24 protein-coding genes are annotated in these 22,221 nt (G+C 62.1%); 12 read left to right on the forward strand and 12 right to left on the reverse strand.

What is annotated here, in order from left to right; all coding sequences use genetic code 11:
• The first annotated feature begins 144 nt into the window (after nt 1-144).
• Nucleotides 145-921, forward strand: coding sequence for a ferredoxin--NADP reductase (locus tag I8746_RS15375; RefSeq protein WP_003251619.1), 777 nt, complete (start codon nt 145-147; stop codon nt 919-921).
• Between the two features lie 276 nt (nt 922-1,197).
• Here the strand turns inward: I8746_RS15375 and mscL are convergent, their stop codons facing one another.
• Nucleotides 1,198-1,617 carry a large-conductance mechanosensitive channel protein MscL gene (gene mscL, locus I8746_RS15380; protein WP_003251622.1) on the reverse strand — a complete coding sequence of 140 codons (420 nt, stop codon included), beginning with the start codon at nt 1,615-1,617 and terminating at the stop codon, nt 1,198-1,200.
• A 176-nt stretch (nt 1,618-1,793) separates the two neighbouring features.
• Here mscL and radA point away from each other — a divergent pair, with 176 nt between their 5' ends.
• Nucleotides 1,794-3,164 carry a DNA repair protein RadA gene (radA, locus tag I8746_RS15385; protein WP_003251626.1) on the forward strand — a complete coding sequence of 457 codons (1,371 nt, stop codon included), beginning with the start codon at nt 1,794-1,796 and terminating at the stop codon, nt 3,162-3,164.
• 35 nt (nt 3,165-3,199) lie between these two features.
• Here the strand turns inward: radA and I8746_RS15390 are convergent, their stop codons facing one another.
• Both I8746_RS15390 and I8746_RS15395 read right to left on the reverse strand, forming a co-directional pair.
• Entirely contained in the window at nt 3,200-4,717 is a 1,518-nt protein-coding gene (locus tag I8746_RS15390; RefSeq protein ID WP_012053706.1) for a nucleobase:cation symporter-2 family protein, read from the reverse strand.
• Between the two features lie 263 nt (nt 4,718-4,980).
• Complete coding sequence (locus tag I8746_RS15395; protein WP_003251630.1) at nt 4,981-5,343, reverse strand: PilZ domain-containing protein; 363 nt, start codon at nt 5,341-5,343, stop codon at nt 4,981-4,983.
• Nucleotides 5,344-5,520: 177 nt separating this feature from the next.
• Here I8746_RS15395 and I8746_RS15400 point away from each other — a divergent pair, with 177 nt between their 5' ends.
• The 3 genes from I8746_RS15400 to yjiA all read left to right on the forward strand — a co-directional run bounded on the left by I8746_RS15400 (nt 5,521) and on the right by yjiA (nt 8,857).
• Nucleotides 5,521-7,587: a carbon starvation CstA family protein gene (locus I8746_RS15400; protein ID WP_004577217.1), complete on the forward strand. Its 2,067-nt coding sequence runs from the start codon at nt 5,521-5,523 to the stop codon at nt 7,585-7,587.
• Nucleotides 7,588-7,604: 17 nt separating this feature from the next.
• Nucleotides 7,605-7,802, forward strand: a complete 198-nt coding sequence (locus I8746_RS15405) for a YbdD/YjiX family protein (protein WP_003251633.1) — start codon at nt 7,605-7,607, stop codon at nt 7,800-7,802.
• 77 nt (nt 7,803-7,879) lie between these two features.
• Complete coding sequence (gene yjiA / locus I8746_RS15410; protein WP_012053705.1) at nt 7,880-8,857, forward strand: GTPase; 978 nt, start codon at nt 7,880-7,882, stop codon at nt 8,855-8,857.
• Here the strand turns inward: yjiA and I8746_RS15415 are convergent.
• The gene (locus I8746_RS15415) at nt 8,817-10,304 is read right to left on the reverse strand and encodes a methylenetetrahydrofolate reductase C-terminal domain-containing protein (protein WP_012053704.1); all 1,488 of its coding nucleotides are present in this window, start codon (nt 10,302-10,304) and stop codon (nt 8,817-8,819) included. The two genes, yjiA and I8746_RS15415, sit on opposite strands and share 41 nt — an antisense overlap.
• Before the next feature lie 229 nt (nt 10,305-10,533).
• Here I8746_RS15415 and I8746_RS15420 point away from each other — a divergent pair, with 229 nt between their 5' ends.
• Nucleotides 10,534-11,358, forward strand: a complete 825-nt coding sequence (locus I8746_RS15420; protein WP_221100799.1) for a 5-methyltetrahydropteroyltriglutamate--homocysteine methyltransferase — start codon at nt 10,534-10,536, stop codon at nt 11,356-11,358.
• 138 nt (nt 11,359-11,496) lie between these two features.
• Here the strand turns inward: I8746_RS15420 and I8746_RS15425 are convergent, their stop codons facing one another.
• Entirely contained in the window at nt 11,497-12,675 is a 1,179-nt protein-coding gene (locus I8746_RS15425; protein ID WP_012053702.1) for an acetyl-CoA C-acetyltransferase, read from the reverse strand.
• Nucleotides 12,676-12,976: 301 nt separating this feature from the next.
• Here I8746_RS15425 and fabV point away from each other — a divergent pair, with 301 nt between their 5' ends.
• The gene (gene fabV / locus I8746_RS15430; protein WP_003251642.1) at nt 12,977-14,188 is read left to right on the forward strand and encodes an enoyl-ACP reductase FabV; all 1,212 of its coding nucleotides are present in this window, start codon (nt 12,977-12,979) and stop codon (nt 14,186-14,188) included.
• Nucleotides 14,189-14,331: 143 nt separating this feature from the next.
• On the forward strand, nt 14,332-15,240 hold the full coding sequence (locus tag I8746_RS15435; protein WP_012053701.1) for an alpha/beta fold hydrolase: 909 nt from the start codon (nt 14,332-14,334) through the stop codon (nt 15,238-15,240).
• A gap of 44 nt (nt 15,241-15,284) precedes the next feature.
• Here I8746_RS15435 and I8746_RS15440 read toward each other — a convergent pair whose 3' ends face one another.
• The 4 genes from I8746_RS15440 to I8746_RS15455 are packed head-to-tail and all read right to left on the reverse strand — an operon-like array spanning nt 15,285 to nt 17,257.
• Nucleotides 15,285-15,626: a HopJ type III effector protein gene (locus I8746_RS15440; protein WP_003251646.1), complete on the reverse strand. Its 342-nt coding sequence runs from the start codon at nt 15,624-15,626 to the stop codon at nt 15,285-15,287.
• Nucleotides 15,623-15,916: a DUF1244 domain-containing protein gene (locus I8746_RS15445; RefSeq protein WP_003251648.1), complete on the reverse strand. Its 294-nt coding sequence runs from the start codon at nt 15,914-15,916 to the stop codon at nt 15,623-15,625. Before I8746_RS15445 ends, I8746_RS15440 begins: the two co-directional genes overlap by 4 nt.
• Before the next feature lie 9 nt (nt 15,917-15,925).
• On the reverse strand, nt 15,926-16,663 hold the full coding sequence (gene folM / locus I8746_RS15450; RefSeq protein WP_012053700.1) for a dihydromonapterin reductase: 738 nt from the start codon (nt 16,661-16,663) through the stop codon (nt 15,926-15,928).
• 33 nt (nt 16,664-16,696) lie between these two features.
• Nucleotides 16,697-17,257 carry an antibiotic biosynthesis monooxygenase gene (locus tag I8746_RS15455; protein ID WP_221100800.1) on the reverse strand — a complete coding sequence of 187 codons (561 nt, stop codon included), beginning with the start codon at nt 17,255-17,257 and terminating at the stop codon, nt 16,697-16,699.
• A 220-nt stretch (nt 17,258-17,477) separates the two neighbouring features.
• Here I8746_RS15455 and I8746_RS15460 point away from each other — a divergent pair, with 220 nt between their 5' ends.
• Nucleotides 17,478-18,413, forward strand: coding sequence for a MerR family transcriptional regulator (locus I8746_RS15460; RefSeq protein WP_221100801.1), 936 nt, complete (start codon nt 17,478-17,480; stop codon nt 18,411-18,413).
• Here I8746_RS15460 and I8746_RS15465 read toward each other — a convergent pair.
• The gene (locus tag I8746_RS15465) at nt 18,398-19,015 is read right to left on the reverse strand and encodes a hypothetical protein (protein ID WP_161774773.1); all 618 of its coding nucleotides are present in this window, start codon (nt 19,013-19,015) and stop codon (nt 18,398-18,400) included. The two genes, I8746_RS15460 and I8746_RS15465, sit on opposite strands and share 16 nt — an antisense overlap.
• 59 nt (nt 19,016-19,074) lie before the next feature.
• Entirely contained in the window at nt 19,075-19,503 is a 429-nt protein-coding gene (locus I8746_RS15470) for a PAS sensor domain-containing protein (RefSeq protein WP_003251655.1), read from the reverse strand.
• A 115-nt stretch (nt 19,504-19,618) separates the two neighbouring features.
• Here I8746_RS15470 and I8746_RS15475 point away from each other — a divergent pair, with 115 nt between their 5' ends.
• A complete protein-coding gene (locus I8746_RS15475; RefSeq protein WP_003251656.1) occupies nt 19,619-20,074 on the forward strand; it encodes a flavodoxin in 456 nt (151 codons plus the stop codon).
• 21 nt (nt 20,075-20,095) lie between these two features.
• Here the strand turns inward: I8746_RS15475 and I8746_RS15480 are convergent, their stop codons facing one another.
• The gene (locus I8746_RS15480) at nt 20,096-20,977 is read right to left on the reverse strand and encodes a LysR family transcriptional regulator (RefSeq protein ID WP_003251658.1); all 882 of its coding nucleotides are present in this window, start codon (nt 20,975-20,977) and stop codon (nt 20,096-20,098) included.
• A gap of 97 nt (nt 20,978-21,074) precedes the next feature.
• Here I8746_RS15480 and I8746_RS15485 point away from each other — a divergent pair, with 97 nt between their 5' ends.
• Entirely contained in the window at nt 21,075-21,461 is a 387-nt protein-coding gene (locus I8746_RS15485; protein WP_003251660.1) for a CidA/LrgA family protein, read from the forward strand.
• Nucleotides 21,451-22,137, forward strand: a complete 687-nt coding sequence (locus tag I8746_RS15490) for an LrgB family protein (RefSeq protein WP_003251661.1) — start codon at nt 21,451-21,453, stop codon at nt 22,135-22,137. Before I8746_RS15485 ends, I8746_RS15490 begins: the two co-directional genes overlap by 11 nt.
• Nucleotides 22,138-22,221 lie beyond the last annotated feature (84 nt).

A 22,221-nucleotide genomic window follows, 5' to 3' on the forward strand; every position in this document is an offset into this window, starting at 1 on the left:
CATCCTGTTGGGATTTTTTTGTTATAGCGAACAGGATTTTCTGCGAGTTCGGCACGATCACCCTGGATGAGGCCCTACAAAGCGGTGGTTTTTATCCTGGCCACTTTAGGCGACACTGTGCACACGCCAACCTTGGAGCCCGATATGACCGCTAGCGCCGAAAAGTTCACTCGCCAGACACTGCTTGACGTTCAGCCACTGACGCCGAACCTCTTCAGCCTGCGGGTTACGCGCGATGCGGGGTTCCGCTTCCGTTCCGGCCAATTCGCCCGGCTAGGTGTGACCAAGGCCGATGGTAGTGTGGTGTGGCGCGCCTATTCCATGGTCAGCGCCCCCCATGACGAGCACCTGGATTTCTTTTCCATCGTGGTGCCAGGTGGTGAGTTCACCAGTGAGCTGAGCCGTTTGGGTGCAGGCGATACATTGCTGATCGACCGACAGGCGTTCGGTTTTCTCACCCTCGACCGCTTCGTCGGTGGTCGTGACCTGTGGCTGCTGGCTACCGGTACCGGCATTGCGCCATTCATGTCGATCCTGCAGGACTTCGAGGCCTGGGAGCGCTTTGACAGCATCAAGCTGGTGTATTCAGTGCGCGAAGCGAAGGAGCTGGCCTATGTGGATGAAATTGCCGGGCTGGAACAGCGCGATTATCTGGCCGAGTACGCGGGCAAGTTGCAGTTCATTCCCGTGGTGACCCGTGAACAACACCCTGGGGCGTTGAATCAGCGGATTACCACGTTGATCGAGAATGGCGAGCTGGAGAGGGCGGCAGGGCTTGAACTGTCGCCGGAGCATTCTCGTGTGATGCTGTGCGGCAACCCGGAAATGATCGACGAAACCCGCAAGGTCCTCAAGGCGCGCGATCTGCAATTGAGCCTGAGCAAGCGGCCGGGGCAGGTGGCAGTCGAGAACTACTGGTAAGTCCATTGCGGCCGTTGCGGGGCCTGTAGGCGCGGGTTTACCCGCGAAAGGGCCGGGCCTGCTGGCCAGTCTCCACCCGCCGTTCACCGTTGCTGCCGCCACCGTATTCGCGGGTAAACCCGCTCCTACACCGGATTGGTGGTGGACACACATCGGAGGTTGGACACAGGCCGCCGTGTAGGAGCGGGTTTACCCGCGAACACCGGCGAAGCCGGTGCTATCCACCGCACTGGATTCTTCGCCAGCATGCCCGCTCCTACAGCGCCCCCGGCAATTTCAGGGCAAGCGGTTCTGGTTCTGCGTCTTGAGCAAATCGCGGATTTCGGTCAGCAGCGTCTCTTCAGCCGAAGGCACAGGCGGCGTAGTCGGCGCCACGGCTTCTTCACGTTTGAGCTTGTTGATCGCCTTCACGCCCATGAAGATGGCAAAGGCCACGATCACGAAGTCGATCACGGTCTGGATGAACTTGCCATACGCCAGCACCACCGCTGGTACGTCACCTTCGGCAGCCTTCAGGGTAATGGCCAGGTCGCTGAAGTCCACGCCGCCGATCAGCAGGCCCAGTGGCGGCATGATCACGTCGCCGACGAAGGACGAGACGATCTTGCCGAAGGCCGCGCCGATGATGATACCGACCGCCATGTCGACGACATTGCCTTTGACTGCGAAAGCCTTGAACTCGTTGAGCACGCCCATGTTTGGTTCCTTGTAACAAAAGGTGAGGTTAACGCAGTGTAAGCCACTTAAACGCTTCATGCGTTGTGTTCAGGGCTACAGACTGCAGTTAGAACGAATAGTTTTGTCGCATCTCGAAGCGTTCGAGACACGTCCTGCTCAGTTATCATGGCGAATTTTTCCAGGAGACCCCACCCATGGCCAAGGCCAAGCGCTTGTATGGCTGCACCGAATGCGGCGCGACCTTCCCCAAATGGGCCGGCCAGTGCGGCGAATGCGGGGCCTGGAACACCCTGGTCGAAACCATGATCGAAAGCGGCGGCGCTGCTGCACCCAGTAGCGGCCGCGCTGGCTGGACAGGACAGCAAGCGCAGATCAAGACCCTGGCCGAAGTCAGTGTCGAGGAAATCCCGCGTTTCACGACCAGCAGCACCGAACTGGACCGCGTGCTGGGTGGCGGCCTGGTGGATGGCTCGGTGGTGCTGATTGGCGGTGACCCCGGCATCGGCAAGTCGACCATTTTGCTACAGACCTTGTGCAACATCGCCGTGGGCATGCCGGCACTGTATGTCACGGGGGAGGAGTCGCAGCAGCAGGTGGCCATGCGCTCGCGGCGGCTGGGCCTACCCCAGGACCAGCTCAAGGTGATGACCGAAACCTGCATCGAGACGATCATTGCCACGGCGCGGGTCGAGAAGCCGCGGGTAATGGTGATCGACTCGATCCAGACCATTTTCACCGAGCAGTTGCAATCGGCCCCGGGCGGCGTGGCCCAGGTGCGCGAAAGCACAGCGTTGCTGGTGCGCTATGCCAAGCAAAGCGGTACGGCAATTTTTCTGGTCGGCCACGTGACCAAGGAAGGCTCGCTGGCTGGCCCAAGGGTGCTGGAGCACATGGTCGACACGGTGCTGTATTTCGAAGGTGAGTCCGATGGCCGGCTGCGCTTGCTGCGGGCGGTCAAGAACCGCTTTGGCGCGGTCAACGAGCTGGGCGTGTTCGGCATGACCGATCGTGGCCTCAAGGAGGTATCCAACCCGTCGGCGATCTTCCTCAACCGTACTCAGGAAGAGGTGCCGGGTAGCGTGGTGATGGCAACCTGGGAGGGTACCCGGCCAATGCTGGTCGAGGTGCAGGCGCTGGTCGACGATAGCCATCTGGCCAACCCGCGGCGGGTAACCTTGGGCCTGGACCAGAACCGCCTGGCCATGTTGTTGGCGGTGCTCCACCGCCATGGCGGTATCCCGACCCATGACCAGGATGTGTTTCTCAACGTGGTCGGCGGGGTGAAGGTGCTGGAAACGGCTTCGGACCTGGCGCTGCTGGCGGCGGTGATGTCCAGCTTGCGTAACCGGCCACTGGCCCACGGTTTGCTGGTGTTTGGCGAGATTGGCTTGTCGGGCGAGGTACGGCCGGTGCCCAGTGGTCAGGAGCGCTTGAAGGAAGCGGCCAAGCACGGCTTCAAGCGTGCCATCGTACCCAAGGGCAATGCGCCGAAAGAAGCGCCTGCGGGTTTGCAGGTGATTGCCGTTACCCGCCTGGAACAGGCGCTGGATGCATTGTTCGAATAGTGTGCAGGAGCGAGCAAGCTCGCTCCTGCAATCAGTCAGTGCTCGGCAACGGCCGTGCGCCTGACCGTTTCATTGCCATGCTCGTCCAGTTCCAGCATCGGCACTTCGTTACCTTCGGCATCGAACAGCTTGCCATCTTTGAAGTAGTCCCCATCACGCAGCGCGGAAATGTCCGAATACTGGATGGTCCGCTCGTAGGCTGCAGCGAACACTGACTGGTTTTCCGAGTTGCCGGTGGTGAAGTGGTTGAAGATCAGGTTCAGCAGGATGGCCATGATCGCCGCCGAGCTGATGCCGGAGTGGAAGATGGTCTCGAACCAGTTCGGGAAGTGGTGGTAGAAGGTCGGCGCGGCAATCGGGATCATGCCGAAGCCCAGCGAGGCCGCGACGATGATCAGGTTGACGTTGTTCTTGTAGCTGACCTTGGACAGGGTGCGGATACCGCTGGCCGCCACGGTGCCGAACAGCACGATACCGGCGCCGCCCAGTACCGGGGTAGGCACGGCGGCAATCACCCGGCCCATGACTGGCAGCAGGCCGAGTACCACCAGAATCACGCCGCCGGTAGCCACCACGTAGCGGCTCTTGACCCCAGTCACGGCCACCAGGCCAACGTTCTGGGCGAACGCGCTCTGGGTGAACGAACCGAAAATCGGCGCCAGGATGCTCGATGCCATGTCGGCGCGCAGGCCGTTGCCCAGGCGCTTGGAGTCCACCTTGGTGTCGATGATCTCACCCACGGCGAGGATATCGGCCGACGTTTCCACCAGGGTGACCATGATCACGATACACATCGACAGGATCGCGGCGATGTGGAACTCCGGCATGCCAAAGTGGAAAGGTGTGGGGAAGGCGAACATCGGGCCTTCGCTGACCTTGCTGAAATCGGTCATGCCCAATGCCCAGGCGATCAGCGTGCCGACCACCATGGCCAGCAGGATCGACAGGCGTGAGATGGTTGCGCTGCCAAGCTTGCTCAGCAGCAGCACGATGGCGAAGGTCAGCCCGGCCAGGCCGATGTTGGCCACGCTGCCGAACTCCGGCGAGGCGCTGTTGCCACCCATTACCCAGCGTGCAGCAACCGGCATCAGAGTCAGGCCGATGGTGGTGATGACGATACCGGTCACCAGCGGCGGGAAGAACTTGGTGATGCGCGAAAACACCGGTGTGATCAGAAAGCCGATCAGCGACGCAGCCATGACCGCGCCGAGCACTCCTGGCAGGCCACCGCCCCCCTCGCTGCTCAGGATCGCACCCATGGTCGCCACACCGGCGAACGACACGCCTTGCACAAGCGGCAACTGGCAACCGAAGAACGGCAGGCCAAGGGTCTGCAGCAGGGTGGCAAGGCCACCGGCGAACAGCGATGCGGCGATCAGCATGCCGATTTCGGCACCATTCAGGCCCGCGGCCTGCCCCAGGATCAGGGGTACTGCGACGATCCCACCATACATGGTCAGCACATGCTGCAGACCATAGGCCAGGTTGGCACCAAGACCGAGGTTTTCATCCTCGGGTCGCTTGGCGGGAGACGTGCTAGGGGACGTAGTCATGGAGCAGGCTCTCTGTTTATTGTTGTGCCGCTACTGTAGACACTTCCTACAAATGATTGCCACAAGAATTGTATACAATATTTTGATCGGAGCGCGAACAGATCCGGCCGCAGGGTGTGTTAAAACCCAATGCAGAAGGCGTACCAACTTGGCAGAAGCTGTATTAGAAGGGTGTGTACAAAGCAACGCTACCCAGGCTTAAAGCTGTCTGGGTAGACAAGAAACACCAGGCGGGAAGGCTATTAGCTAGCTAAGAGATTTTATTATTCGATGAGTTCACGCAGCTCACGCATCATTTCGGTGCTGTCAGCCACGTTCAATTCCACAAGACGGTGCAAATGGCTCATCGAGTCGAGGTCGATGTACAGGCAGATGAAGCCCAGGCGGTCCGGTTCTTCGTGGCGCAGTTCGACCTGCATCTGCACACGGGCATCCTCGTTCAGCTCGATGATGGCGTCGAAGTCCTGAGTCAGGTCGGCATCCCAGCCTGCGGGGCGTTCGATCAGCAAGCCTTTGAGTGAAAGGTCCAGCAGTTTTGCAGGCCAGCGTTTCAGCCCTTGGCGCAGCTCGATGGGGGCATCGAAGTCGATGCGTTGAAAGCGGCGGCGTTCGTCATGATCGCTCATGGCTTGGATCCTCGAATAGGTCATCAGGTGTCATCCTGACTATAGTTAGAGTTGCATGTGCATCAGGTACTGCAATCAGGCCGCAGAGGCTCTAGAACGAAGCAAGTGTGGCAATGCCGCTTGACTGGCCCTAGACTCGGTGGGCGGTCTTTCCAATCCACCAGCTGGAAGCTAACCATGAACAACAATAATAGCCTGCTACGCCATATTCCGTGGCTGGCGCTGGCAGTCATAGGCGCCTGCGCACTGGGTGTGGTTGCCCTGCGTCGCGGCGAGGCGATCAACGCCTTGTGGATCGTGGTCGCGGCAGTGGCCATCTACCTGGTCGCCTATCGTTACTACAGCCTGTTCATCGCCACCAAGGTGATGCAACTCGACCCGCGCCGTGCCACCCCGGCGGTGCTCAACAATGATGGCCTGGACTACGTCCCGACCAACAAACACATTCTTTTCGGTCACCACTTCGCTGCCATCGCCGGCGCGGGCCCCTTGGTCGGGCCGGTACTCGCCGCGCAAATGGGCTACCTGCCCGGCACGCTGTGGCTGATCGCCGGCGTGGTGCTGGCCGGTGCGGTGCAGGACTTCATGGTCCTGTTCCTGTCTACCCGCCGCAATGGGCGCTCGCTGGGCGACATGGTGCGCGAGGAAATGGGCAGAATCCCGGGCACCATCGCCCTGTTTGGCTGCTTCCTGATCATGATCATCATCCTCGCGGTGCTGGCACTGATCGTGGTCAAGGCCCTGGCTGAAAGCCCTTGGGGCATGTTCACGGTGATGGCGACCATCCCGATCGCGATGTTCATGGGCATCTACATGCGCTACATCCGTCCGGGCCGTATTGGCGAAATCTCGGTCGTTGGCGTGGTACTGCTGCTGGCCTCGATCTGGCTGGGGGGCGTGATCGCTGCAGACCCGGTGTGGGGCCCGGCGTTCACGTTCACCGGCGTGCAGATCACCTGGATGCTGGTGGGCTACGGTTTTGTCGCCGCCGTGCTGCCGGTGTGGCTGGTGCTGGCACCGCGTGACTACCTGTCGACCTTCCTCAAGATCGGCACGATCCTTGGCCTGGCCATCGGTATCCTGATCATCGCTCCCGAGCTGAAAATGCCGGCGCTGACCCAGTTCACCGACGGTACGGGCCCGGTGTGGAAGGGTACCCTGTTCCCGTTCCTGTTCATCACCATTGCCTGTGGTGCGGTGTCCGGCTTCCACGCGCTGATTTCCTCGGGGACCACCCCCAAGCTGCTGGATAACGAAACCAACGCCCGCTATATCGGCTACGGCGGCATGCTGATGGAATCGTTCGTCGCCATCATGGCCATGGTTGCGGCCTCGGTGATCGAGCCAGGCGTGTATTTCGCCATGAACAGCCCGGCTGCAGTGGTCGGTACCGATGTCGCGTCGGTGGCGCAGACCGTCAGCAGTTGGGGCTTCCTGATTACACCCGAGCAGCTCGAAGCCGTTGCCCGTGACATCGGCGAGCACACCATTCTGGCCCGTGCCGGCGGTGCGCCAACCCTGGCGGTCGGTATCGCGCAGATCCTGCACCAGGTGTTGCCAGGTGAAAACACCATGGCCTTCTGGTACCACTTCGCGATCCTGTTCGAGGCGCTGTTCATCCTCACTGCGGTAGACGCTGGTACCCGTGCCGGGCGCTTCATGTTGCAGGACCTGCTGGGCAGCTTCGTGCCTGCACTCAAACGCACTGAATCGTGGGGGGCCAACCTGCTTGCCACTGCTGGCTGCGTGGCACTCTGGGGCTATCTGCTGTACCAGGGCGTCATCGACCCGCTGGGTGGCATCAACACCCTGTGGCCGCTGTTTGGTATCTCCAACCAGATGCTGGCCGGTATCGCCTTGATGCTCGGTACTGTTGTGCTGATCAAGATGAAGCGTCAGCGCTACATCTGGGTCACCCTGCTGCCGGCCGTATGGCTGCTGATCTGCACCACGGCTGCAGGCCTGATCAAGCTGTTCGACCCCAACCCGGCTGTCGGCTTCCTGGCCCTGGCCAAGAAGTACAGCACTGCGCTGGACGCCGGCCAGGTACTGGCCCCGGCCAAGGACATCGGGCAGATGCAGCACGTGATCTTCAACGCCTACACCAACGCGGGCCTGACGATCTTGTTCCTGCTGGTGGTCTTCAGCATCCTGTTCTTCGCCATCAAGGTCGGCTACGCCGCCTTGGGCCGCAAAGAACGCAGCGACAAGGAAACCCCGTTCCAGGCGTTGCCTGACGCGTAATCGAGAGGACTGCAATCATGTTCAACGACTTGGGTCGACTGGGCAAATACCTGGGGCAGGCAGCCCGCCTGATGGTCGGCATGCCCGACTACGACAACTATGTCGAACACATGCAGAAAACGCATCCGGACAAGCCGGTGATGAGCTACGAGGCGTTCTTCCGCGAACGCCAGGAAGCACGCTACGGTGGCAAGTCCGGGCCCAAGTGCTGTTGAGCCTGCGGTACGTGTAAATCTGTGGGAGCCTGGGTAACCGGCTCCCACAGTCATTTTCAGATTCAGGAGTATTTTGCGTGCAGACGCCCATTCCCGTAACCGTCCTCACGGGCTTCCTCGGTGCCGGCAAGACCACCTTGCTCAGGCACATGCTCAAGGCCGAGCATGGCCTGAAGCTCGCCGTGATCGAAAACGAATTCAGCGAGGCCGGCATCGACAGCCAACTGCTGGGTGACCAGCCGGTGCAGGTCATGACCTTGGCCAACGGTTGTGTATGCTGCAGCATCCATGGCGACCTGACTCGCGCGCTTTACCTGCTGCTTGAACGCCTGGATGCAGGGGAAATCGCCTTCGATCGCCTGGTGATCGAATGCACCGGCCTGGCCGACCCGGCGCCGGTCGCGCAAACGTTCTTCATCGACGAGGAGCTGCGTGAGCGCTACATCCTCGACGGCATCATCACCCTTGTCGATGCCGCGCATGCCGAACTGCACCTGACCCAGACCATCGCTCAGGCCCAGGTCGGCTTTGCCGATCGTCTGCTGCTGAGCAAGACCGACCTGGTCGAGCCAACTGCGGTTGAAGCCCTGCGCGAACGCCTGGCCCGCATCAATAGCAGGGCGGCGATCCGTGTGGTCGAACACGGCTGCATCGACCTGGCTGAATTACTGGATGTGCGCGGTTTCAACCTCAACCCCGACCTTGGGGTGAACCTGAAACCGATGTTGCAACCCGTGCTCAAGCCTGCCACCCCGGACCGCATTTCCACGATGGTGCTGCGTACCGAAACCCCGCTGGATATCGACCGCCTCAGCAGCTTCATGAACGAGCTGCTGGAAACCCACGGCAAACAGCTGCTGCGCTACAAGGGCGTGCTGAACATTGCCGGCGAGGAACGCAAGCTGGTGTTTCAGGGCGTGCTCAAGCTGTATGGCTTCGACTGGGACGCCGAGTGGGCCGCAGGCGAAGCGCGCGAGAGCGTGATGGTGTTCATTGCCGACGAACTGCCCGAGGCTACGATTCGGGCTGGCTTCGAGGCAATGGCTGCGGGCTGAGCCGCTGCGGCGCCTGCCCTGCGAACCACTGCGGCCATGAGCTGCGGTGGCGGGTTTCGACCTCGATGCACGGGATCAGGCGCTCGGTCAGCACAGCGGTTTGCCGCACGGCTTTGGCAGTGCGGTACTTGACGCTGTGGATGCACTCGCGGTCGCCGAACTCGCAGCGATTCAGGGCGGTTCCGCCGCAAGGGCCATTGGCCAGGCCTTTAGGGCAAGTTTCCGGGCAGATATACAAGGTGTCTTCCAGGCGGCAACGGCCGCAGGTGTCGCAACCCACCAGCGGGCGCTTCACATTGCGCTCCAGCGTGTGCAGCACGTGTGCGCCAGCGCGTGTTGCCCACAGAGGCTGGCGCACTGCCCAGCCGAAGGCCTTGCTCAGGCTGTTGCGCCGGCTGAACAGCAGTGAATGCATGCCATGCATCAGGTGATAGCGGGCTTTTTCCTTGAATGAGGCATCGACCCGTGACTCGCCCAGGCGCCAGCCCGCCTGTGGCGGATGGAAGGTTACCGCTGGCAGGCCGGGCATCTGCCAGCTGGCGTGCCAGGCCGGTGTCCATTGCTCCAGGGACTGAACCTGGGATTGCCAGTGCTCGATACGGGTCTCAAGGGCCAGCAACTGTTCGAGTGTGTGAACCCCTGACAGGTGCACACCGGCGTAACCCATCAGCTTTGTACCGATGATCTGCAAGGCCAGGCGGTCAACACTGCGCGCCTGGGCAAAGGCCTTGGACTGCGCCGTTTCCGCTTCGAGCATGTCGCGCATGGAGGGCGTGACAGTCACGCCGGCCACGTGGTCGAGCATCGCCGCGCGCCCGTGGGTGAGGCTCATGAGGCAGGCCAGCATGGGCTTGGGTGAGGCCTGGCGGCGCATCCAGTGTATGGCTTCCTGATGCTTGGCGGCATCGAAGCCCAGTTGCAAGGTGAGAAAGTCAGCCCCCGCTGCCAGCTTTTTCTCGGCCTTGAAATACTGGGCGCCGCCTTCTTCCTCGTGGTACTTGAACGGGTTCAGCGCCGCGCCCAGCAGCCAGTGCGGGCAGGCCTGGCGAGCAACCTGCAGGGCGGCGACCGATTCCAGATAACGCACCGGGCGCTGGCCAGGTTCATGGCCGGGCAGGCGGTCGCCAGTCAGCAGTAACAGCTGGTCGAGGCCGGCGGCGTCCATGCGCTGCAGTTGGGCGAGCAGGTGGTGGCGTTCGCGATCCTTGCCTGAAAAATGCGGCAGGGCAGGTACCGGGTTGCTGAACGAGGCGAGGGCGTCCAGCGGTGACATGTCCAGCGGGCTGCCGACACGATCACCGATGGCCACGGTCATCGGCCAGCCGCACAGGTGCGCACGGGCCATGATCGCTTCCATGGCGGCAAAGCGTTCTGCGGAAGGCTTGGGGACGAACTCCATGACACAGACGAAGTTCTGTTCGCGCAGGGCGGTTTTCAGCAGGCTCATGTTGGCCGGGCACCTGGTGTGGTCAGGGTGGCATTGTGCGGCAGAAGGCGAGCTGGGTCATGTCCGGATGCGCAGGATGGTGATCTGAATGAGACATGGGGGCGCGAAGATCATGACAGCATGATCATGAAGATTTCTTGGGTTCATCTCAAATTTAATGAGTTTGTCTCAATACCCCGTCAGCCGGAGAATCCCCCTTATTCATTCAAGCATGCTGAAGGGACAAGACATGGCACTGGCACATAACCTGGGCTTTCCACACATCGGCCGTGACCGCGAGCTGCGTGCCCGCCACTGGCAGGTGCAGAAAGACGCCGGCATCGAGCTGGTGCCGGTCGGCGACTTCGCCTGGGACAGCCACGTGCTTAGCGCAGGCGATCAGCCGTTGGTTCTGAACTGGGAACCACTGTTCGAAGAAGTGGAGCACGCCAAGGCCCTGGGCCTTGCAGTCAAGCCGGTGGTGATCGGCCCCTTGACCTACCTGTGGCAGGGCCAGACCGTGGGCGGTGACTTCGACAAGCTGGAGCTGCTTGACCGCCTGCTGCCCGTGTATGACCAACTCCTCAACCGCCTGGCCGACCACGGCGTTGAATGGGTGCAGATCGATGAACCCATCCTCGCCCAGGACCTGCCCCAGGATTGGAAAAATGCTTATGAACGTGTCTACAACATCCTTCAACGCGCACCGTTGAAGAAGCTGATCGCCACGTACTTCGGCGGCCTGGAAGGCAACCTCGGCCTGGCCGCCAACCTGCCGGTCGATGGCCTGCACGTCGATCTGGTTCAGGCGCCCGAGCAGTACCAGACCATTCTCGACCGCCTGCCGGCCTACAAGGTACTGTCGCTGGGCCTGGTCGACGGTCGCAACGCCTCGCCTTGCGATCTGGGCAAGACCCTGGGGCTGCTGCACGAGGCCCATGAACGCCTGGGTGAGCGGCTGTGGTTGGCGCCGGCCTGTTCGTTGCTGGAAAGCCCAGTGGACCTGGCCGTGCAGAAGTGCCAGGAAGTGGCGGTGCTGGCCGCTTCGCTGGAGCAGGACCGAGTCGCGGCTTGATCATTTGCTGCCTGTACCGGCCTCTTCGCGGGTAAACCCGCTCCTACAACGGCGTGCGCGCAATCATTGATGTGTGTCCGCCACCGATCAGTGTAGGCGCGGGTTTACCCGCGAAGAGGCCGGGCCTGCTTGAATCAATCAGCGTTCGATGGCCAGCGCCACCCCTTGCCCACCACCAATGCACAAGGTCGCCAGGCCTTTTTTGGCATCCCGTTTGATCATCTCGTGCAGCAGGGTCACCAGCACCCTGCACCCGGAAGCACCAATCGGGTGGCCCAGGGCAATCGCCCCGCCATTGACGTTAACCCGCGCGGCATCCCATGCCAGCGCATTGCCCACGGCCAGCGCCTGGGCGGCAAAGGCCTCATTGGCTTCGATCAGATCCAGTTCGGCCAGTTGCCAACCGGCCTTGTCCAGGCAACGCTGGGTCGCCGAAACCGGACCAATACCCATGATCGCGGGGTCTACCCCGGCACTGGCGTAGGCGGCGATCTTCGCCAGCACCGGCAGGCCCAACGCCTTGGCCTTCGCTGCGCTCATCAAAAGCACGGCGGCGGCGCCGTCGTTCAGGCTGGAGGCATTGCCTGCGGTGACGCTGCCGTCCTTCTTGAAGGCCGGGCGCAGTTTGGCCAGGGACTCGGCGGTGGTGTCCGTGCGTGGTTGCTCGTCACGGGCAAAAACCTTGGGCTCGCCCTTTTTCTGCGGCAGCACGATGGGGGTGATTTCAGCGTCGAAACGGCCGGCCTCAATCGCTGCCACTGCCTTGCGCTGCGATTCGGCAGCAAAGGCATCCTGCTGCTCACGGCTGAGGCCGTACTTGTCCACCAGGTTTTCGGCAGTGATGCCCATGTGGTAGTCATTGAAGGCATCCCACAGGCCGTCCGTGATCATGCTGTCGATCAGTTGGCCATGGCCCATGCGTTGGCCGGTGCGGGCCGAGGGCATCACGTAGGGGGCAAGGCTCATGTTCTCCTGGCCACCGGCAATCACCACCTCGGCATCGCCGCAGCGGATCGCCTGGGCGGCCAGGTGCAGGGCCTTGAGGCCCGAGCCGCAGACCTTGTTCAGGGTCAGGGCCGGTACGCTGAAGGGCAGGCCAGCCTTGATCGCTGCCTGGCGTGCCGGGTTCTGACCGGCACCGGCAGTGAGCACTTGGCCGAGGATGACTTCGTCGACCTGCGCCGGGTCCAGCCCGGTTTGTTTCAGCAGTTGCTTGATCACGGCGGCGCCGAGGTCGACCGCAGGCACAGTGGCCAAGGCGCCCTGGAAGCTGCCGATGGCGGTACGGGTTGCGGCGACGATCACCACGTCGTTCATGTTGTTGTTCTCCGTGCAATGGGCGTAGTGCCGCCAGCATCGGCGGGTTTGGCTTATTTGTTAAGTTTGTTTTTCTTTCGGATTGATGTGAAAAGCAAATCAATGGGTGCCCGGCGTTCTAACCCGCCAATCTGGATTTCAAGCAGCCATGACCCTCCTGCACAGAAGAACTCTGGTTTTGCATCCCTCTGATCACCCCGTAATATGTGTCGGATAACCTGCGGGGGTAGTCTCACCCTCTGATCAATCGGAATCGCCCCAAGCGGCGCTTTCCTGGCATAAACCTGACGAGGTATAGACATTGGCCATCATTCATCCTAAGGTTCGCGGTTTCATCTGCACCACGACTCACCCGAAGGGCTGCGAGCTCAACGTCCGTGACCAGATCGAAGCCACCCGCAAGCTGGGCGTACGCGAGGATGGCCCGAAGAAGGTCCTGGTCATCGGTGCTTCCAGCGGCTACGGCCTGGCTGCCCGCATCACGGCGGCCTTCGGCTTCAAGGCTGACACCCTGGGCGTGTTCTTCGAAAAACCAGGCACCGAGACCAAGGCCGGCACTGCTGGCTGGTACAACGCTGCCGCCTTCGACAAGTTCGCCAAGGCCGAGGGCCTGTACAGCAAGTCGATCAACGGTGACGCCTTCTCTGACGAAGCCCGCGCCAAGGTCATCGAGCTGATCAAGAACGAAATGGGTGGCAAGGTCGACCTGGTCATCTACTCGCTGGCTTCGCCCGTGCGCAAGCTGCCGCAGACCGGTGAAGTCATTCGCTCGGCACTCAAGCCGATCGGCCAGCCATACAAGTCGACCGCCATCGACACCAACAAGGACACCATCATCGAGGCCAGCATCGAGCCGGCCACCGAGCAGGAAATTGCCGATACCGTCACCGTCATGGGTGGCCAGGACTGGCAGCTGTGGATCGATGCGCTGGCTGGCGCCAATGTACTGGCCGAAGGCGCTCGCACCGTGGCCTTCAGCTATATCGGCAGCGATATCACCTGGCCGATCTACTGGCACGGTGCACTGGGCCAGGCCAAGCAGGACCTGGACGAAACTGCCCTGCGTCTGAACCAGAAGCTGGCCGGTGAAGTGAAAGGCGGCGCCAATGTGGCGGTGCTCAAGTCGGTGGTTACCCAGGCCAGCTCGGCCATCCCGGTGATGCCACTGTACCTGTCGATGGTCTTCAAGATCATGCAGGAGAAAGGTGTTCACGAAGGCACCCAGGACCAGCTCGACCGCATGTACCGCGACCGTATGTACCGCACCGACGGTGCGCCGGCAGAGGTCGACGAGAAGGGGCGCCTGCGCCTGGACGACTGGGAACTGCGTGACGACGTGCAAAACGCCTGCAAGGCCCTGTGGCCACAGGTGACCACCGAGAACCTGTTCGAGCTGACCGACTACGCCGGTTACAAGAAGCAGTTCCTCAACCTGTTCGGCTTCGAGCGCGCTGACGTCAACTACGACGAAGACGTGGCCACCGATGTGAAGTTCGACTGCGTCGAGCTGTAATCGGGTAAGCCTGTACCGGCCTCTTCGCGGGCAAGCCCGCTCCCACAGGTTCTCCCCCTGTAGGAGCGGGTTCACCCGCGAAGAGGCCAGTACAGGCTACAAAATCTTTGCTAGTTTTGGCGCACAACAACAGGACATGCGCCATGAGTAGCCTCATCCAACCCGCTACCCCATTTCGCCACCCCGCGGCCGACGGATACAGCCTCGGCGGCTTCTGCTGGCGCCACGCCCAACCTGACCCCCAGCGCCCGCTGGTGATCATCAACGCTGCCACGTCGGTACGCTGCCGCTATTACGCCCGCTTTGCCGACTACCTGTTCGCCCACGGCTGCGATGTGCTGACCTACGACTACCGTGGCATCGGCGAATCCCGGCCGGCGTCGCTGCGTGGTTTCCAGGCCTCCTGGAGCGACTGGGGCCGGCTGGATTTCGAAGCCATGCTGGCGCATGCGGCAGCGCATTTCCCAGATCAGCCGGTGGATGTGGTGGGGCACAGTTTCGGCGGTTGTGCTGTAGGCCTGGCACCGTCGGCTGGCCAGATCCGTCGGGTCGTGATGGTTGGCGCGCAGTTCGCCTACTGGCGCGACTACGCGGCCAACCAGCGCTGGCAGCTGTTCGGCAAGTGGCATGTGGTCATGCCGCTGTTGACCCGGGTATTCGGCTACTTTCCCGGCAAGCGCCTGGGTTGGCTGGAAGACACGCCATCCGGCGTGGTGCACGACTGGACCACGCGTACCCCACGTTATGAGCACCGCCCCAGCGGGCGGGCGTTGGCGGCGCTACCGTTCGCCCAGGTGCGTGCGAAGACGCTGGCCATCAGTCTGACGGACGACCCATTCGGGACCGTAGCGGCAACCGAGCGTTTATTGGGTTATCTGCAAAGTGCCGAGCGCCAGCACCTGCGCATTGCACCTGTGGATATCTCGGTCGGGGAAATTGGCCATTTCGCGTTCTTCCATGACCGGTTTCGCGAAAGCCTGTGGCCGGTGGCCTTGCAGTGGTTGCGGCAGGGGAGGCTGGAAGGTGGGGGGCCTGGCACCATTATCGATTGATGGTGGGCGCTGGATCGTGGGGCCGCAAAGCGGCCCCGGCAATATCAAGCCTTGCGCGCAAGCGGCTGCGCAGCAAACTTCACACCCGCCAGACCGTGTTTGATCAGCGCACGGATGTTGCCATGGTCGCTGCCCTCAGGCGTGGCCACCACATCACGGTAGTGCTCGCCGAAGGCCAGCAGCGCTTCCTGGTCGCTCAGCCCTTCAAGCAAGGCCAGGCCCAAGGTTTTGCACGAACCTTCGTTCTGCCCTGCCGCATTCTCCACGCCGCCGTTGTTGAAGGCCTGCGGCTGGTAGCTGTAGTTGTCGGCAATGAACGCCAAGGTATCGGCAAATACATGTTGGCCGCTGGCCAGGCTTGCGCGCAGGGTATTCAGGTCAGTCACGAGGTTTTTCCTTTTTCGAACGCCGCTTGTTGTTCGGCGCTGGCTTCTTTCTGGTATTGGGCTTTCCACTCGGCGTAGGGCATGCCGTACACCGCTTCGCGGGCATCATCCAGGCTCAGGTCCAGCTGACGCTCATCAGCGGCGGCCTTGTACCACTTGGACAGGCAGTTGCGGCAGAAACCGGACAGGTTCATCAGGTCGATGTTCTGTACGTCGGTGCGCTTTTGCAGGTGTTCGACCAGGCGCCGGAACGCGGCGGCCTCGAGCTCGAGCTGTTGTTGTGGGGTCATGGTCTTCTCTCAAGTCATGCGGTTCTTCAGGTGGCGGCCACCGTTGATGACCACCTGGCTGCCGGTGCTGTACTGGCTGGCGAGCAGGTACTTGACGGTCTCGATCAGCGGGCCGGCGCCGGGTTCGAATTCCAGCAGGGCCTTTTTCAGGGTTTGCTGGCGGTAGGCTTCGTCACCCCCTTCCTTGAGGATCAGCAGCCCGGGCAGGATACCGTTCACACGCACCTTGGGCGCATATTTTTCAGCAAATGACAGCACCATGTTCTGCAGTGCGGCCTTGGTGGCGGCGTAGCCGATGTGGCTTTTACTGCCGCGCGAAGAGGTTTCGTCGCAGATGTGAATGATGTCGGCCTTTTCCACCTTGGCCAGCAGGTCGCCCAGGGCCAGGTTGAGGTGGTAGGGCGCTTCGACGTGCAGGCGGAACATGGTCTCGAGGTTGTCGAGGCCGTCGTCGAGCCATAGCGAGGCGTTGTGGATGATGGCGCGCAGTCCGTCGTAACGATCGTGCAGGTGATCGATCAGCGCCTGGCGGTCGTCCGCCTGGCACAGGTCGGCCTGAAACTGCACGATGTTGGGGTGGGCTGCCTGGGGCAGGATGCTGCGGCTGGCACTGACCACCGTATGGCCGGCCTGTGCCAGTTCGAGGGCCAGGGCCAGCCCGACACGCTGGCTGGCTCCGGTAACGAGAATGGGGCTGTTCATGTTCGGGGTGGTCAACTTGTCTGTCCTTTGGTTGCCACCCAGCATACCCGAACTGTTTGCCTGTTGTATGGCCTGGCCTCAGCGGCTGCGCAAGGCGCCAGCAACGGGCGGGGAGGCCTGAAGCCAACTGGCCAGCAGGCGGGTGGACAGCGGGATGAACAGGTACACCATCACCGGCGTCAGGGCCAGGGTGCTGAGCAGTACCCGGGGCACGAGGTCGAGTGCCGTCAACCAGTGGCCGAACACCAGGTTGAAGGCCAGCGAGACTGGGAAAAACGCCAGCCAGATGGCCACGGCCTGCTTCCAGCGTGGCGGTTTTTGCACCCTGTTGGTGCCAAACCAGTCGTCGATACCGCTAACGCGCGCCTCTTTGGGGCGCTCGAACAGACCGTTGCCGCGTTGTAACCATGCGCGACGCGAGGCGGAGTGCTCCCAGGCATGCAGGGTCGGCTCGTCGCTGAAGCGGAAGATGATCTGAAATTCGTCGCCATCCCGGGGCGGGGCGAGGATGCCCGAGCCGAGGTAGCCAGGGAAGTCGGTGGCCAGCTGTTCGCCTTCGTGTAGCCAGGCCAGCAGGTCCTGGTAGCGGCCGTGGGCGGCGCGGCGCGACACCATGAGGGTGACGGGTGGGGTAGACATTGTGTATCTCCTGGCAACGGGGCTGGCGGGTAGCTGGCCCCTTTGGCTGTGTGGCCCGGGGTGGTGGGCGACGCAGTCGTGCATGCAAGAATCGGGCACGCATTATCGCGCAGTTGCGATCTTCGGCAACTATCAGCTGGCAAACGTTGGCATCAACAGACCGACGCAGTCGTAGTAAGCTATGTGCTCAGTTTTTTCGCACTGAGGGTACTTCGTGCAGATGAACGAACAGGGACGTAAACCGCTGATCGATGCGAGTTTCGAACAGCAGGAGCTGTTTCCGATTCGTGAAGTGTCACGCTTGACCGGTGTCAACGCCGTGACCCTTCGCGCCTGGGAACGCCGTTATGGGCTGATCCAGCCCATCCGTACCGACAGTGGTCACCGCCTGTATTCCCAGGCTGATATCGATGAAATCCGCCGTATCCTCGGCTGGCTGGAGCGCGGCGTGGCGGTCAGCAAGGTGGGCAGCATTCTCGCTCGCGGCCATGCCCTCTCCGGGCAGGCTGACGGCGCAGTGGACCCCTGCTTGCGCTGGCAAAACCAGATTCGCCTGGCGGTACAGCACTTCGACGTGGCGGGCCTGGATCGCCTTTATGACGAGGTGTTCGCGGCCAGCACCCTGGACCAGGTTTTCGCCAATGTGTTCATGCCGGTGTGGCATGACATGGTAGTCCGGCAAGGCGGCTACGGGCAGGCCAGCGAATGGCTGTTCTATGATCAGTTCCTGCGCGGTCGGGTTTTCGCCCGCTTGCAGCTGGCCCGTGTGCCGAGTAGCCGCACCGTGCTGGTGGCGCCATTGCCGGGGCAGTGCCATGAGCTTGAGTTACTGGTAACCAGTCTGATCCTGGGTAGCGATGAAACACGCGTGATCCCGCTGGCGAACGGGCAGCCGCTGCAAGAGCTTGCGCTGGTCTGCGAACGGCTGAAGCCGGACGCCTTGGTGCTGTTTTCCCATCCGTCGCCCACAGTAGAACTCACCCGGCACCTCAAGCGCCTGGCGTCGATGCTGGAATGCCCGTTGTTACTGGCCGGTGAGGCGGCGGAAGCGGTACAGGACGGCCTGGCTGGCAGCCCTGTAGCCTGCCTGGGCGCGCAGGGCAATGTGATGCGCCAGCGCTTGCGGCAGTTTCTGGCCCATCAGCTCGATACTTGAGTGTGCAGCTCGGGGTGGGCGTGGCGGTGGGCCTGGAGGATGTAGTCGCGCAGGCGTTCGATTTCTTCGGCTGGGCTTTGGCCGAGTTCGTAGGCAGCCAGGTCCGTGCCGATGCGCCGGCCCAACACACCATGCAGTTCGATCGGGGTGATGCCGCCTGGGGCGAAGCGCAGCTCGAAGCGGGCGGGTGCTGTTGGCAAATCACGGACTTCCAGCAGCACGCCTTTGAAGGAAATCTCGCGCACCCACAGGCCGCTTGCCTCGTCATGGGCATCGAGCAGTGCGCTCGGCTGGTCCAGCGACAAGCGCCATGGGCGCAGCATGGGGCCGTCTTCGTAGATTTCCGGTGAACCCAGCTGCAGGTGCAGGGCGTGGAACTCGTCCTCTACCAGCTGCAGCGGGAAACTGATCTGCTGGTTGTTGAACTGGGCCTGCAAGGTCACCTGCTCGTTAGCCACCAACCGCGTGAGCAAGCTTTGAATGCGGCGGTCGCCATTGACCAGCAGGCTCGACATGGTGTCAGCCAGGTTCAGTTGTGGCGAATGCTGCATGTTCTGTATGAAATCCAGCTCGTCCTGGGTCAGGAGCGCGTCTGCTTGCATGATCGAACTCGGTGGTGGCGATTTCTTCAACGGAATTGACCGTGCGTGGCGGACTTGGTTCAGGCGCGTTCGTCGGGTTTCGGACGAGCGCGCAGTTCCGCCAGCTCCCGTTCCAGTTCGACCTGGCGGCTGACGTCCTTCTGGATGCCGATGAAGTAGGTGCGCTGGTCGAAGTCGCTCTTCACCGGCGTGATCGACAGCTCGTTCCAGAAGGCGCTGCCATCCTTGCGATAGTTGCGCAGCACTTCGCGGCAGGGGCGGCCTTCGGCCATGGCCTTGCGGATGCGTGCGCGGCCGAGCTGGTCACGGTCGTCAGCCTGCAGGAACCGGCAATCCTGATAGAGAATCTCGTCACGGCTGTAGCCAGTGAGGCATTCGAAAGCGGCGTTCACGTAGATCAGGATAGTGTCGTCGCCTTCCTTTTCGGCAACCACGATGCCGTCATTGGACGCATCGACCATCGATTGCAGCAATTGCGCGTTGATCATGTCCGGGCCATAGGTGAAGGAAAACGGAAGATGGCGACTTTGGTAACGGCGGCCTTTTGCCAGCGTTGAATGCTAGTATCCTACGTTTTCACTCAGTTTCGGAATCCTCTACCCGATGAAAGTCGCCATTATTTCCGGCTCGGTCTATGGCACCGCCGAAGAAGTCGCCCGTCACGCTGAATCGCTACTCAAGGCGGCGGGTTTCGAGGCCTGGCATGCTGCGCGTGCCACCCTTCAGGATCTTCAGGGTTTTGCCCCCGACGCCTTGTTGGCCGTGACATCGACCACCGGTATGGGTGAGTTGCCGGACAACCTCATGCCGCTGTACAGCACCCTTCGTGACACACTGCCCGCAGCCTGGCGCGGCCTGCCTGGTGCGGTGATCGCGCTGGGCGACTCCAGTTATGGCGATACCTATTGCGGGGGTGGCGAGCAGATGCGTGAGCTGTTCGCCGAGCTGGGCGTGCGCGAGGTGCAGCCAATGCTGCGCCTGGATGCGAGCGAGACCGTGACCCCGGAGGCGGATGCCGAGCCTTGGCTGGCTGAGTTGGCGAGCGCACTGAACGCCTGACCCGGCATCTGCGCAGGCGTGTTAGCCATGGGGCTCGCGCAACAAGGCCAACCACGCCTGCGCCGCCCGTGACAGGTAGGCGCCGCGTCGCCAGATAAACGCGATATCCCAACGTAAATCCTCCTGCGCATTCAACGGCACACGCACCACCCCGGGGCGCTCCAGCGCTTTTGCCACCACCCGGGGCAGCATCACCACGCCCTGGCCCGCTGCCACCAGCGCTGCCAAAAAATCCGCCTGGCCGCTGCGCCCGCCTTCCTTGGGGGTGAAGCCCTGCTGCTGGCACGCCTTGAGCAGCCGATCGTTGAGCACGAAACTGCGCTGGTACAGCAGGAACGGTGTATCGGCCAGTTGCCTCAGGCCCACGGCGTCCAGGCCCGCCAGGGCATGGCCAGCCGGCAGCAATGCATCCAGCGGTTCGTTGCAGAAGGGCTGGTAGTCGAATGCCTCGTCGGTGGGCGTCAAGCAGCCGCCCAGTTCCAGTTCGCCACTTCTGACGGCCTGTTCGACGTTGCGGCTGCCGCCTTCAAGCAGCTGGATAGCGATGTTCGGATGGCGCCGCCGGTACTCGGCGAACAAGCCGGCGAACAACGTGTCGCTGCCAAGCATCGGCAAGCCCAGGCGTAGTTCGCCACGCTCCATCTGGCTGAGATCGTCCAGCTCGTTGAGCAGCGCCTGGCGCTGGCGCAGCAGGGCTTCGCCACGCTCCAGTACGATGCGCCCGGCAGCGGTCAGGTGCAGGTGCGACGCCTGGCGCTCCAGCAGCGGCTGGCCCACATCTTGCTCAAGCTGGGCCACCTGCTTGCTCACGGCCGACTGGCTGATGTGCAGGGTCTGTGCCGCCTGGGTAAAACCGCCGCGGTGGACCACTTCGATAAAGCTGCGCAGTTGTTTGAATTCCATTGCTTCGATTCCATTCTGGAATGGCAGGCAGTCTAACAATTCGCTTCTGGCCTAGGCAGCCAAATCTTAAAATGAGGGCCTGTCGAGGAACCCCGCCATGAAACCTGCATCATTGAAAAAAGCCCTGCGCCTGCTCGTCGAGCTGGCGGTTCTCTGTACCCTGTTCCTGCTCGGTGGCCAGATTGCCAGTTGGCTGGGTTGGCCGATCCCCGGCGGTGTGATGGGCCTGGCACTGCTGTTGATACTGTTCGCTTCGGGTGTGCTCAAACCGGCCACGCTGCAATTGGGGGCCGGCTGGCTGATGGCTGAGATGCTGTTGTTCTTCATCCCGGCGCTGATGAGCCTGCTCGACTATGGCGCATTGATCCGTGAAGAGGGCTGGCGCATCTTGCTGGTGATTGCCGTGAGCACGCTGATGGTGATGGTAGTGACCGCCATGACCGTGGAGCTGGTGTGCCGCTGGAGGCTGCGCCGTGAGCCTTGAACCCATGCCGCTGTTCTGGTTGGCCTTGACCCTGCTGGCTTACCTGGGTAGCCGTTGGTTGTACCGGCGTAGTAAGCGCTACCTGCTGTCGCCGTTGATCCTGGTACCGGTGTTGCTGCTGGCTGTGGCCGTGCCGCTGCATACGGCCTATGCCGAGTATGCGCGCAACACCCACTGGTTGATGGGCGTGCTCGGCCCGGTGACCGTAGCCTTCGCAGTGCCGATCTGGCAGCAGCGGGCCATGCTGGCGCGCCATTGGCCGGCCCTGATGGTGGGCATGGTAGCCGGCAGCAGTGCCTCGATCGCCAGCTCCTGGGGGCTGGCGCACCTGTTGGCGCTGGACAGCGCAACCAGCCTGTCGCTGGTGCCGCGCTCGATCACCACGCCCTTTGCCATGCCGCTGGCCCATGACTTGGGTGGGGTGCCAGAACTGACAGCGGTGTTCGTGATGTTCACCGGCGTGCTAGGTGCCATGTTCGGCGGTGTGCTGTTGCGTTGGTTGCCGCTGCGTACGCCGTTGGCACGGGGGGCCCTGTTCGGTGTTGGCGCGCATGGTGCCGGGGTCAGCCGGGCGCAGGAAGTGGGCCGTGAGGAAGGCTCGGTGGCCGGCCTGGTGATGGTTCTGACCGGGCTACTCAACCTGTTCGCGGCGCCGTTGTTGGCCTTGCTGCTCTGACCGTTCGTGCCACTGACTCGCTCAGTCATCAAGCTGGCTGGCAACGCAAGTTCCAGCCAATGGGCTGCTGGCTAGACTTTGCCT

This window comes from Pseudomonas sp. USTB-Z (assembly GCF_019691255.1).
GTDB classification, from domain to species: domain Bacteria; phylum Pseudomonadota; class Gammaproteobacteria; order Pseudomonadales; family Pseudomonadaceae; genus Aquipseudomonas; species Aquipseudomonas alloputida.

Bases quoted from the DNA above. Each gene is read 5' to 3' on its own strand.
- I8746_RS15375 (WP_003251619.1), top strand. From the start codon at position 145: ATGACCGCTAGCGCCGAAAAGTTCACTCGCCAGACACTGCTTGACGTT.
- mscL (WP_003251622.1), bottom strand. From the start codon at position 1,617: ATGGGCGTGCTCAACGAGTTCAAGGCTTTCGCAGTCAAAGGCAATGTC.
- radA (WP_003251626.1), top strand. From the start codon at position 1,794: ATGGCCAAGGCCAAGCGCTTGTATGGCTGCACCGAATGCGGCGCGACC.
- I8746_RS15390 (WP_012053706.1), bottom strand. From the start codon at position 4,717: ATGACTACGTCCCCTAGCACGTCTCCCGCCAAGCGACCCGAGGATGAA.
- I8746_RS15395 (WP_003251630.1), bottom strand. From the start codon at position 5,343: ATGAGCGATCATGACGAACGCCGCCGCTTTCAACGCATCGACTTCGAT.
- I8746_RS15400 (WP_004577217.1), top strand. From the start codon at position 5,521: ATGAACAACAATAATAGCCTGCTACGCCATATTCCGTGGCTGGCGCTG.
- I8746_RS15405 (WP_003251633.1), top strand. From the start codon at position 7,605: ATGTTCAACGACTTGGGTCGACTGGGCAAATACCTGGGGCAGGCAGCC.
- I8746_RS15415 (WP_012053704.1), bottom strand. From the start codon at position 10,304: ATGAGCCTGCTGAAAACCGCCCTGCGCGAACAGAACTTCGTCTGTGTC.
- I8746_RS15420 (WP_221100799.1), top strand. From the start codon at position 10,534: ATGGCACTGGCACATAACCTGGGCTTTCCACACATCGGCCGTGACCGC.
- I8746_RS15425 (WP_012053702.1), bottom strand. From the start codon at position 12,675: ATGAACGACGTGGTGATCGTCGCCGCAACCCGTACCGCCATCGGCAGC.
- I8746_RS15435 (WP_012053701.1), top strand. From the start codon at position 14,332: ATGAGTAGCCTCATCCAACCCGCTACCCCATTTCGCCACCCCGCGGCC.
- I8746_RS15445 (WP_003251648.1), bottom strand. From the start codon at position 15,916: ATGACCCCACAACAACAGCTCGAGCTCGAGGCCGCCGCGTTCCGGCGC.
- folM (WP_012053700.1), bottom strand. From the start codon at position 16,663: ATGCTGGGTGGCAACCAAAGGACAGACAAGTTGACCACCCCGAACATG.
- I8746_RS15455 (WP_221100800.1), bottom strand. From the start codon at position 17,257: ATGTCTACCCCACCCGTCACCCTCATGGTGTCGCGCCGCGCCGCCCAC.
- I8746_RS15460 (WP_221100801.1), top strand. From the start codon at position 17,478: ATGAACGAACAGGGACGTAAACCGCTGATCGATGCGAGTTTCGAACAG.
- I8746_RS15465 (WP_161774773.1), bottom strand. From the start codon at position 19,015: ATGCAAGCAGACGCGCTCCTGACCCAGGACGAGCTGGATTTCATACAG.
- I8746_RS15470 (WP_003251655.1), bottom strand. From the start codon at position 19,503: ATGATCAACGCGCAATTGCTGCAATCGATGGTCGATGCGTCCAATGAC.
- I8746_RS15475 (WP_003251656.1), top strand. From the start codon at position 19,619: ATGAAAGTCGCCATTATTTCCGGCTCGGTCTATGGCACCGCCGAAGAA.
- I8746_RS15480 (WP_003251658.1), bottom strand. From the start codon at position 20,977: ATGGAATTCAAACAACTGCGCAGCTTTATCGAAGTGGTCCACCGCGGC.
- I8746_RS15485 (WP_003251660.1), top strand. From the start codon at position 21,075: ATGAAACCTGCATCATTGAAAAAAGCCCTGCGCCTGCTCGTCGAGCTG.